The organism is Wolbachia endosymbiont of Cylisticus convexus (genome assembly GCF_003344345.1).
On sequence record NZ_QPIP01000214.1, the window covers coordinates 1 to 1,373 of the forward strand.

General features: G+C 34.7%; 2 protein-coding genes and 1 pseudogene. 1 reads left to right on the plus strand and 2 read right to left on the minus strand.

The window, feature by feature from the left end; translation table 11 throughout:
* Positions 1-85: 85 nt before the first annotated feature.
* Positions 86-573, plus strand: a pseudogene (locus Wcon_RS13200) (helix-turn-helix domain-containing protein); the annotation flags it as partial.
* Between the two features lie 157 nt (positions 574-730).
* Here the strand turns inward: Wcon_RS13200 and Wcon_RS12925 are convergent.
* A complete protein-coding gene (locus Wcon_RS12925) occupies positions 731-871 on the minus strand; it encodes an HNH endonuclease (protein ID WP_338062144.1) in 141 nt (46 codons plus the stop codon).
* A 137-nt stretch (positions 872-1,008) separates the two neighbouring features.
* A partial coding sequence (locus Wcon_RS11620; RefSeq protein ID WP_338062145.1) for a group II intron reverse transcriptase/maturase occupies positions 1,009-1,373 on the minus strand: 365 nt, incomplete at its 5' end.

A 1,373-nucleotide genomic window follows, 5' to 3' on the forward strand; every position in this document is an offset into this window, starting at 1 on the left:
AATACCAATGCCCATTAAGGAGAGAGCGGATAGACAATAAAGAGAAAAAAAGTCCATACTGAAACAAGTAAAATAGCGGGGTAAAATAGGATTAAGATCAAAACTATTAGATGAACAAGTGGTGGAATCGGCAAGAAAAATGCTGAAGAAAGTAAGAAACAATGCATAAAAAAACTAAATGCTGTAATTGCTAGCAAAAAAGCATAGCATAACGGCTGTAGCAAAGATATGCTGCATTTCAAGAAACGCAGTAACTTCATGACTTAAAATTTGGAAGAGAAGAAAAACTATTTGCTCCTGCTCAATGCTGTAAAAAAACTAGATTGAATCATAGCCAACTTGAGCAAGTTGAAGTATGGATAGAAGAAAATCCTAATATTACTATTAAAGAAATGAGAATAAAGATTCAGAAAAAATTTGGTCTGAATGTCAGTAAGTCTACAGTGCACCGTAATATATGAAATTTTCATATATTACACCAACACAATGTACAAGATAAAAGAAAACAAGAGGAATTCAAAAAAAAATCTCAATGAAGTTATTGGCAAGTATCTTGGAAAAGAGCTGTTTTTCTTTGGAGAGTAGACCGGTGGAACTTCCCCACCAGTCTCTCGCAAAACTGTACGTAAAGTAGAGTGGGCAGCCAGCGAGTTACTTGTTAAGTACTTTTCCAACAACCCCTCTCCGAACCACGCATAATCGTTTCCGTATCACGTGGCTCTCCAATAATCTAACGTTTTAAGGAGTCACCATCATATTTTCCATATTGGATTTTCTTATGGCATTCATGACAAACAACAAGAGTCTTCCTCTGTCGTTCAATCATTCTCTTTTTCCATTTCGGTAGCTCAGTATTACGTTTACCTAGCAAATCAGCAAGTTTACGTACGTGATGTACTTCAATCTGCTCTTGTGATTTACATAAGTTTGTGCCAATAGTCTTTGCTCTATTTCACTACGCTTATTCCATATTGGTATAAGGTTATCACTTATGCTTACCCATTTATTTCATTTTAGTGATACAGCACCAAAGTGTGTAATTAATGGTATCTTTGATGGTAAACGATCTACTCTGATTTGGATGACTTTTCGTTTTTCACCTTCATCGTTTTCAATCATCGCACCAAATTTTCTATAAATTTTCCTGCAAGTTGTTTTGTATTTAGATGCTAAAGTCTTTACTAATGATACTTCCATCACATACTTCAAATAACTTAGTGTGTGAAGGTTGTAGGCCATTTTGTAATATTGTACAATTCCTCGATATTCAGTTTGATACTGAGCAACAATACTGTAAGCTGTATCAAATATACGTTGAGGTAAATGTATAGGCTTTCCACAACGCATACACTTTTTCTGCTTTATATGATGTG